Origin of the sequence: Oribacterium sp. KHPX15, assembly GCF_900107835.1 — a bacterium.
Classification (GTDB): domain Bacteria; phylum Bacillota; class Clostridia; order Lachnospirales; family Lachnospiraceae; genus Oribacterium.
The window spans coordinates 20,352-28,843 of the sequence record NZ_FNRG01000034.1; the positions used below are offsets into that span (position 1 = coordinate 20,352).

The 8,492-nt window shown below is 37.6% G+C and carries 8 protein-coding genes; 5 read left to right on the plus strand and 3 right to left on the minus strand.

What is annotated here, in order from left to right; translation table 11 throughout:
- The first annotated feature begins 29 nt into the window (after positions 1-29).
- The 4 genes from BLV86_RS15070 to BLV86_RS15085 all read left to right on the plus strand — a co-directional run bounded on the left by BLV86_RS15070 (position 30) and on the right by BLV86_RS15085 (position 5,551).
- Positions 30-1,298 (plus strand): polysaccharide deacetylase family protein, encoded by a 1,269-nt coding sequence (locus tag BLV86_RS15070; RefSeq protein WP_175456582.1) that lies wholly within the window; start codon positions 30-32, stop codon positions 1,296-1,298.
- A gap of 32 nt (positions 1,299-1,330) precedes the next feature.
- Positions 1,331-2,437, plus strand: a complete 1,107-nt coding sequence (locus tag BLV86_RS15075) for a glycosyltransferase family 2 protein (protein ID WP_090819149.1) — start codon at positions 1,331-1,333, stop codon at positions 2,435-2,437.
- Positions 2,438-2,510: 73 nt separating this feature from the next.
- Positions 2,511-3,515 (plus strand): stealth conserved region 3 domain-containing protein, encoded by a 1,005-nt coding sequence (locus BLV86_RS15080; protein ID WP_090819153.1) that lies wholly within the window; start codon positions 2,511-2,513, stop codon positions 3,513-3,515.
- On the plus strand, positions 3,512-5,551 hold the full coding sequence (locus BLV86_RS15085) for a hypothetical protein (protein WP_090819156.1): 2,040 nt from the start codon (positions 3,512-3,514) through the stop codon (positions 5,549-5,551). The genes BLV86_RS15080 and BLV86_RS15085 overlap by 4 nt, the downstream gene beginning before the upstream one ends.
- 99 nt (positions 5,552-5,650) lie before the next feature.
- Here BLV86_RS15085 and BLV86_RS15090 read toward each other — a convergent pair whose 3' ends face one another.
- The 3 genes from BLV86_RS15090 to BLV86_RS15100 all read right to left on the minus strand — a co-directional run bounded on the left by BLV86_RS15090 (position 5,651) and on the right by BLV86_RS15100 (position 6,828).
- Positions 5,651-6,094, minus strand: coding sequence for a PIN domain-containing protein (locus BLV86_RS15090; protein WP_090819159.1), 444 nt, complete (start codon positions 6,092-6,094; stop codon positions 5,651-5,653).
- Positions 6,091-6,309, minus strand: a complete 219-nt coding sequence (locus BLV86_RS15095) for a type II toxin-antitoxin system Phd/YefM family antitoxin (RefSeq protein WP_090819162.1) — start codon at positions 6,307-6,309, stop codon at positions 6,091-6,093. Before BLV86_RS15095 ends, BLV86_RS15090 begins: the two co-directional genes overlap by 4 nt.
- Positions 6,310-6,519: 210 nt before the next feature.
- On the minus strand, positions 6,520-6,828 hold the full coding sequence (locus BLV86_RS15100) for a PIN domain-containing protein (RefSeq protein WP_090819165.1): 309 nt from the start codon (positions 6,826-6,828) through the stop codon (positions 6,520-6,522).
- 173 nt (positions 6,829-7,001) lie between these two features.
- Here BLV86_RS15100 and BLV86_RS15105 point away from each other — a divergent pair, with 173 nt between their 5' ends.
- Positions 7,002-8,342, plus strand: a complete 1,341-nt coding sequence (locus tag BLV86_RS15105) for an AAA family ATPase (protein ID WP_090819168.1) — start codon at positions 7,002-7,004, stop codon at positions 8,340-8,342.
- Positions 8,343-8,492: the final 150 nt, after the last annotated feature.

Sequence of the window (8,492 nt, forward strand, 5' to 3'; positions counted from 1 at the left end):
TTGTAATAGATTAATTGGGGATTATGGTTATGTATGATGAATTAATAGCGTATTGTAATCAAAACAAGAAAGTGTATTGTTTTGGTGCGGGGGTATATGGAAGGATTATACGGGCGTATCTAGATGATTTGGGAATAAGTATTGAAGGTTTTGTTGTTTCAAGTATGCAGGCAAACGAAAAGAAGGTGTTAGATCTCCCTGTTATATCCTTAGACGAGATGATACAGTTTTATAAAAACGAGGTAGGAGTAATTATATGCGCAGGTTTAGTTTTTCGCTGCGAGATGAAGGAGCATCTGAAAAAGAACAATATATCTAATATATTTGAGATTTCCGATGAGGTAATAAATGAGATAAGGAGAAAATGGAATTTTAAACATCAGTATACGATTACAAACAATATTACTGTTTTCTGCTATCACAGAGTAACAAATATACCACTTGATACATGGAAATTGGCAGTATCCCCAGAATTATTTGAAGAACAAATAAGGTATATAAAGACTCATTATAAGGTTATTAGGTCTGAGGAAGACTTTAAAGCTGATGGTGAAGGACGTTTAGCCGTGATTACATTTGATGATGGATATTCGGATTCATATACTGAAGCGCTTCCTATTTTGGAAAAATACCAGATACCAGCAACTGTATTTGTATGCATGGGTAATATAGATTCTGAAAGAGAGTTCTGGTGGGATTACTTAGAAAAACTCTTCTTTATGTCGGACATAAAAGATACAATGTTTGAATTTGGTGAAAAAAAACTGTTTCTGACATCGGAAAAACAACGAATAAATGCGTGCTATTATGTTCATTCAGAACTCAAAAAAATGACCAGTATACAAAGAAGTAGGGCTTTTTCGGATTTGGAAAACATATTCCACGTTACTACTAATAGAGACTATTGCAGATCGTTATCCAAAGTACAGTTACGAGAATTATCGAAGTCTCCATTGATTACAATCGGCGGTCATACAATCAATCATCCGTCATTAGCCAGAGAGAATATGGATACTCAAGAATATGAGATCAGGGAATCAAAAACACAGATTGAGGATATAATTGGAAAAAGTATTAGTGTTTTTTCATATCCATTTGGTCAGAAGACAGATTTTGATGATACAACCATAGAAATAGCACATAAATGTGGCTATCAACGTGTATACGCGGCTTTTTCCGGGTATACAAAACGAGAATATATTGATGGATATATTCCACGAATAAACATAGGGCAGGAGAAAAATATGAAGCAAACTGTAAGACGACTTCGTCTTTGTGATATCCTTTATGGGGACTAGGCATAAATATGGAAAGATAGGCTTATAGGATTATGATGAAAATCTCGATTATTACAGCGGTATATAATGATTGCACAACTATTGAAGAAACGATTTTGAGCGTTATTCATCAAACTTATAAAAACATAGAATACATCATTATTGATGGAGCATCAACTGATGGAACGAAAGAAATCATAGAAAAGTATAAAGATAATATTGATATATTTGTCAGTGAAAAAGACAATGGTATTTATGATGCATTAAACAAAGGAATCAGGTTGGCATCTGGTGATGTCATAGGCATTTTGAATGGTGATGATTGGTATGAACTGAATGCGTTGGAAGAAGTGGCGGATATCTTAAATAGTGATTCTAAATTCATGGCTGTTGCTGGTTCGATTAGGAGAGTGGATTGTACAGGTAGTAGTACAATCAAAAATAACAGGAATTTAGCTGATATGTGGTATTATATGCCCATTAACCATCCGGCTTTTTTTGTTCGAAGAGAAGTATATGAGAGATATGGGGAATTTGATACAAAGTATAAAATAGCAGCAGATTATGATTTTGTTTTTCGTCTGTTTGTGAACGCCGTTAATATACAAACATATGCAAACGTTTGGACGAATTTCAGGGTAGGTGGTATAAGTACAACTAAAATAGTTGCTACTGCGGAAGAGTCTATTGAAATTAAGAATAGATACAAGAACATATATGGACAGTTGATAGGTGGTGTGGATTCAGAAAAGCTTGCTAATTATAATAAAAAACAGTTAAGCCTTGCCATATTAAAACAAGCTGCATTTGAGAATGACCAAAATCTCAAAAAATTTCTAACTGGATATTTTAAAGACGATGTTAGTTTGTACGGATATGGTGATTGGGGCAAGGTTTTATATGGTGCTTTCAAGTCGGTTGGTATTAATATTATCGCTGTATATGATCAAAACTTTGAAAAAATAGGAGTCGAGGAAATATATGATCCGGATTGCCTAAGAAAAGCTAGGGGGATAATAGTGGTTGCTTTAGATGATTTGTGCGATAGTGTGACCAATATGATTAAAGCTGTTAATAATTCTTTGTATATAATAAAACTTAACGATTTGGCTGAAGAATATATATTATATCTGTCCGGAGGACATCACAAAGATATATGAATACAGTATTGGTGAGTATATCGATTTATATAACATGGTGGATATAGATTAGACAGATGGTTTGGAGGATTTCATGAATCACTCAGTTGATATAGTTCTTCCATGGGTAGATGAAAAAGAACCTGGCTGGAGGCAGAGAAGAATTGAATATGATCAGGGTAAAGAAATTGAATCCACTAATATCCGCTTCCAGTGTTGGGATAATCTTCATTTATGGTTTAGATCAATAGAAAAATGTATGCCATGGATAAATAGGATTTTTCTGATCACCTGTGGCCATGTCCCTGACTTTCTTAACTTAGATAATCCGAAGTTGAGATTCGTCAGACATGATGAGTATATTCCGAAAGAGTATTTGCCCACATTCAATTCAAATACAATAGAAATGAATATCCATAGGATAAAAGATCTTTCCGAGAACTTTATTCTGTTCAGCGATGACGTGTTTCCATTGCTTCCTATTGAAGAGGAGTATTACTTTAAGGATGATATGGTAGGCGATGAGGCAGTAGAAAATATAATATCCACAGGCTCATTTACAAAAGGATTACATGAACAAAGATATGCACAAGTAAACAATATGTTTATTATCAACAAGTACTTTAAGAAGAGAGAAGTACAAAAAAAAGACTGGAATAAATGGTATTGTGAAGACTATGGGGATAGACTGGATCGTACCAGAGCCTGCGTATACTGGTATGATTTCCCAGGGTTCTATGATCCGCATATGGCAAATGCAATGAAGAAGTCTACACTTGCACGTCTATGGGAATTGGAACCGGATGCTTTGGATGCAGGATCAAGAAATAAATTTCGAGGAGCATCCGATGTGACTCAGTACCTGATAAGGTATTGGCAGATTTGCACTGGAGATTTTGTGCCGAGAAGAACACAGGGAAAGGTTTTCTTTCCAACGATTGATACATATAAGGATGTCGTTGATGCTATAAACAATAAGGCATATCAGATGATCAGTTTTAACGAAAACTGTACACCTGATGAGTTTGAAATAATGAAAAGAGATATTAATGCATCTTTGGAAAAGCTATTCCCTGAAAGGAGTTCATTTGAGAAATGATTGAAGAACTCATTTATAAGTATAGCTCTCAAAATATTTCTTTATACGGCCTCGGTACCGAAACCGAACGATTCTTAAATGAAAATGCCAATAAACTTTCCATCGTCGGACTTCTGGATGGCTTCAAATCTTCTGGCGAGATTTACGGTTACCCCATAATTCCTCTTTCAGAAACTTTAGCAAAGGGCGTAAAGCTCATAATCGTCATTGCCCGCCCCGGTTCCTGTAAAGCCATAGCCAAGAGGATCGGCAATTTCTGCCGCGAGAATGACATTGCTCTGTTTGATGTCCGGGGACGTGACTTGCTGGATACTGCAGCAGTAACGTTTGACTTTAAGAACGTCAGTGGTGCATCCAGAGAAGATTTGATAAAGATGGCATCCGATGCAGAGGTTATCAGCTTTGATCTTTTTGACACATTGGTGATGAGAAAAACAAAGTCTTATACGGATGTGTTTGATCTTCTTGATATTAAGCTTCGCGATGAAGGCATTAGCATACCTGATTTTGCTAAACATAGACTCTTTTCGGAAAAAGAATTGTCAAAGGATAAACCACCCAGGCTGGAACAGATTTATGATCATGTTTTGAAGTCTTCAGGTGGTTGTTTTTTTAGTGCGGAAGAATTGGCAAGGCGGGAATGGGAACTTGATTTTTCGTTATTGGTAGTTCGTGAAGCAGTAAGGGAAATGTTTGGTTCCTTTGCATCCATGGGCAAGAAGGTGGTTATAACCACAGATACTTATTATTCAAAGGATCAGATAATTCAGATTCTGGACAGAAATGGAATTAGTGGATATGAAGACATTCTTGTATCATGCGAATATGGAACCGCCAAGACCCAGGAATTGTTTTCTGTACTATCAGACAAATATATTGGAAAAAGGATACTTCATATAGGTGATGATGAATTCGCAGATATTGAAAAAGCAAAAAGTCATGGTATAGATGCATTCAGGATTTATAGTGCTATAGATTTGTTTGATGCCCTTGGAGGACTCGGAGCTGAGGAAGAGATTATAAGTTTATCCGACCGTGTAAAGATGGGTCTTTTCCAGGCACGTATCTTTAATGATCCTTTTTGGTTTGAGGATGAAGATCAGAGATTATCTGTAAAAGATGCTTCTGATATAGGTTATCTGTTTTGCGGACCCATGATCTCTGATTTTACACTTTGGATGAACGATAGCATTGAGAGACAAGGATATGATCAAGCTCTCTTTGGAGCAAGAGACGGATATCTTATAGAGAAATTGTTTCAAATGCTGAGAACTTCCACATCACACTATTACTTTCATACATCCAGAACCGCTGCGATCCGGGCAGGAATGGAGTCTCAGGATGATATTGACTATGTTGATAGCATGAAGTTTTTCGGATCTCCGGAAGAAACATTGAAGGTACGTTTCGGTATCGATGTGAATGATGTAAATTCTATTGACCGAAATTCTGCTATTCTGGAAAAAGGAAAGCAGCAGAGAAAAAACTATCATAAGTACATTGATAAACTTGGCATAGGCAGTGGTAATCTTGCATTCTTTGATTTTGTGGCAAAGGGTACCACTCAAATGTACCTTCAAAGGCTGTTCTCACAGCATATGAAAGGCTTTTATTTCCTTCAGCTGGAACCTGAATTCATGGCGGATAAAGATCTAGATATAGAGGCGTTTTATGCTGATGAAGGTAAGGATTCGAGCGCAATATTTGACAATTACTATATACTTGAAACGATACTGACTGCTCCATATCCTCAGATGGAAGAAATGGATGATGAAGGAAATCCGATTTATGTAAAGGAAACGAGGAGTGACCGGGATCTGAAAGTATTTGACCGAGCTCAACGCGGTATTATGGAATATTTTGGAGATTTTCTGAGGATTCTGCCTGAATCGGCTCGGAAAGAGAATAAAAAACTTGATGAAAAGCTTCTTGCACTTGTTAACAAGGTGCAGATACTTGATGAAGATTTTTTGGCACTTAAGGTTGAGGACCCGTTCTTTGGAAGGATGACAGATATTAAAGATGTTATAGGGTGAGGTAGATAAAACAGTCTAAGTTTGTATTTCTATCAGAGAGCCGTAAGGTTCAGTTGCTGATAATTTGCCAGCAACTCATTTGTAAACTGTGATAGAGCTTTATTCACTTGATATATTTTTACCCATAACCTCCACAAACTCCTCCGGCGTATATACTTTCACCGGTGATTCCGAAAAGTGTTCCGTATTTCTTGTAATGATACATTTAACACCTGACCGTAAAGCTGTTTCTATCATGATAGCATCCTCGTAGTCATTGTTTGGAAATGAGAGAGCGTTTTTGCAATCTGCCTCAGTTGTATCCAGTACTTCGAAAAGTGAGAAGAGTTTAATAAGAATCTGACGGGCTTTGTCGTCAACATTTTCCTCACCTTTAAATTGTTTTTTTGCAAAAAAATGGATGTCGGCGGACTCTTTTGCAGTGATGCATCCGGAATACTCTTTTCTTGCTACTGATAAAAAGATTTCTTTGCCGGATACGCACCAAGGCTCCCGGTTTTGAAGTACGTCAATTATGATATTTGTATCCAACAGGACTCTCATATCTCGTTTGTCCTTTCGTTAAGAGCTTCTTCAAGTGTAGTATTTTGCGGAAGTGACCCGAAAAGTGACTCTGCAACACTAACTCTGTCCTGGAAAGGACTTGTTAACTTAGCAATCACTTTTCCATATTGGGTGATAAGGACATCTTCGGTTGAAGCAAGAGTTAGATATTTGCTTAGATTTGTTTTTAATTCAGTTGCTGTGATTGATGACATATGTGACACATCCTTTCATTAAATAGTACGATGATTTTACCACATTCGTACGATTAATTCAATATAATGGGGCGAATAAAGGAGGCTATAAACAATTTTATAAATGTAACAGAGTCATCCTTCCTTTACCCAATCTGCAATGGCTAACCTCGGCACACGCCCAAACTCCTCCACATTATGTGTTATGAATATAAGCGATTTTGACAGCGCCTAACCCGCCAACTGAACATCATATGCGCCTATGGGCGTACCATTTTCCTCAAGATGAGCGCGGACCATTCCGGCAGAAACAGTATCAGAACTGTCGAATTCAAGGATGTTGAAGGACGCGAGAAATAGATGCAGGTTCTGTCTTGTTCTTTCACACCATTTACTTTTTGCGGCTCCATATTCGAGTTCATATACAGTTATTGAAGAAATGTAAAACTCTGATGGTGAATGCGAAAAAACTTTTTCAGTCATTGACGGAAATGAGTTTTTCATAAGATAAATGCAGATGTTTGTGTCCAACAGATACATTAAAATTCCTCTCTCTCGGGAATCTCGTCAACAGAAGGCTGGTTCCTTTCATCCATATAATCATCAACTACCGGTTAAGTGACCTTTTTCTTTTTTTGTGCTATTCTTAAGGCATGATTTTGGGGAACAAATGACATGTTCTTTTGACGCAGAAGATTTGATTGGAGAAAAGCATGGGACAGTATTTAAATCCGGGAAGTCAGAGATATCAAATGACTGTAAACTCAAAGATATTTGTGGATAAGACTGAGATGATCTGCTATCTCAATTCTATTATTAACACACAGCAGAGGTTTGTCAGTGTTTCGCGTCCCAGAAGATTTGGTAAGAGCATAGCAGCTGATATGGTCTGTGCGTATTATGACAGGGAAGCGAATGACAGGGAATTGTTTGAGAAAAGAATGTTGTCAAAGTGCTCGCAAACCGGGGCAGAATCAGAAGAGATTATCTGGGATAAGTATCTTGGAAAGTTTGATGTAATCAGGATTGTTATGACTAAGTTCGTGAAAAAGAATGTAACAGTCCGTGAAGCATTGGAAAAAATGCAACGACTTGTAATAAGAGACTACAAAAAGGCATATCCGGATGTGGCTTTATTTGATGAAAATGATCTTATCCAGACTCTTGACGATGTATACGCGGAAAATGATAGACAGGTGGTTGTCGTCATTGATGAATGGGATGCTTTTTTCAGAGAACGAAAAGATGATAAAGAAGGACAGAAAGAGTACCTGGATTTTTTGCGTGATTTACTGAAAGATAATGCGCATGTTGCTCTTGCATACATGACAGGAATCCTTCCCATAAAGAAATACGGGAAGCATTCCGCTCTTAATATGTTTACCGAGTATTCCATGATGTTTCCAAGGGAGCTGGCACCATATACCGGATTCACAGAAAAGGAAGTAATGGATCTGGCTTATGAATATGACCGTGATTTTGAAAAGATGAAAGCCTGGTATGATGGTTATGTTGTCAGTGGCATCATTCCTCCTGATCCGGAACATAAAGAACAGAAACTCACAGGCAGAACACCGCAGTCCGTAAAATATGCATTATACAGTCCATTGTCTGTTGTAGAGGCTACAACAACCGGTAAAATCATAGACTATTGGAATAAGACGGAAACCTTTGAGGCATTGGCTGAATTTATAAATATGAATCTTGACGGCCTGAAGGATGCCGTAGCGCTTCTTATGGATGGCGGGCGACTTAAGGTCGATACATCAACATACCAGAACGATATGACTACCTTCACCGGACGTGATGACGTTCTGTCGCTTTTGATACATCTCGGATACCTTGGGTTTGATGATGAAAAAAGTGAGGTATTCATACCTAACCGCGAAATAATGGACGAGTTCAAATCTTCTACAAAAGATGCTGAGTGGGTAGATGCATTTGCCTCCTTCAGAACTTCATTGGAGCTTGTAAAAGCAACATGGGCAGAGGACGGTGATAAGGTAGCAGAGTTTCTGGAAAAAGCCCATAACAGAGCGGATAATAAAATGTGAACTTTGCCTTCGAGGTACACTAAAACAGGTGTAACCACTCGAAAATGGCGTAATTTCGTGCATTTTTGGGTTGTTTTGCTTCTGAAACCATGATATAATTAGTGTAACGGTTACACTAAAGCATGGGGGCCTCATGTATTACAATTTCAG

Bases quoted from the DNA above. Each gene is read 5' to 3' on its own strand.
- BLV86_RS15075 (WP_090819149.1), top strand. From the start codon at position 1,331: ATGATGAAAATCTCGATTATTACAGCGGTATATAATGATTGCACAACT.
- BLV86_RS15080 (WP_090819153.1), top strand. From the start codon at position 2,511: ATGAATCACTCAGTTGATATAGTTCTTCCATGGGTAGATGAAAAAGAA.
- BLV86_RS15105 (WP_090819168.1), top strand. From the start codon at position 7,002: ATGGGACAGTATTTAAATCCGGGAAGTCAGAGATATCAAATGACTGTA.
- BLV86_RS15085 (WP_090819156.1), top strand. From the start codon at position 3,512: ATGATTGAAGAACTCATTTATAAGTATAGCTCTCAAAATATTTCTTTA.
- BLV86_RS15090 (WP_090819159.1), bottom strand. From the start codon at position 6,094: ATGAGAGTCCTGTTGGATACAAATATCATAATTGACGTACTTCAAAAC.
- BLV86_RS15100 (WP_090819165.1), bottom strand. From the start codon at position 6,828: ATGTATCTGTTGGACACAAACATCTGCATTTATCTTATGAAAAACTCA.
- BLV86_RS15070 (WP_175456582.1), top strand. From the start codon at position 30: ATGTATGATGAATTAATAGCGTATTGTAATCAAAACAAGAAAGTGTAT.
- BLV86_RS15095 (WP_090819162.1), bottom strand. From the start codon at position 6,309: ATGTCATCAATCACAGCAACTGAATTAAAAACAAATCTAAGCAAATAT.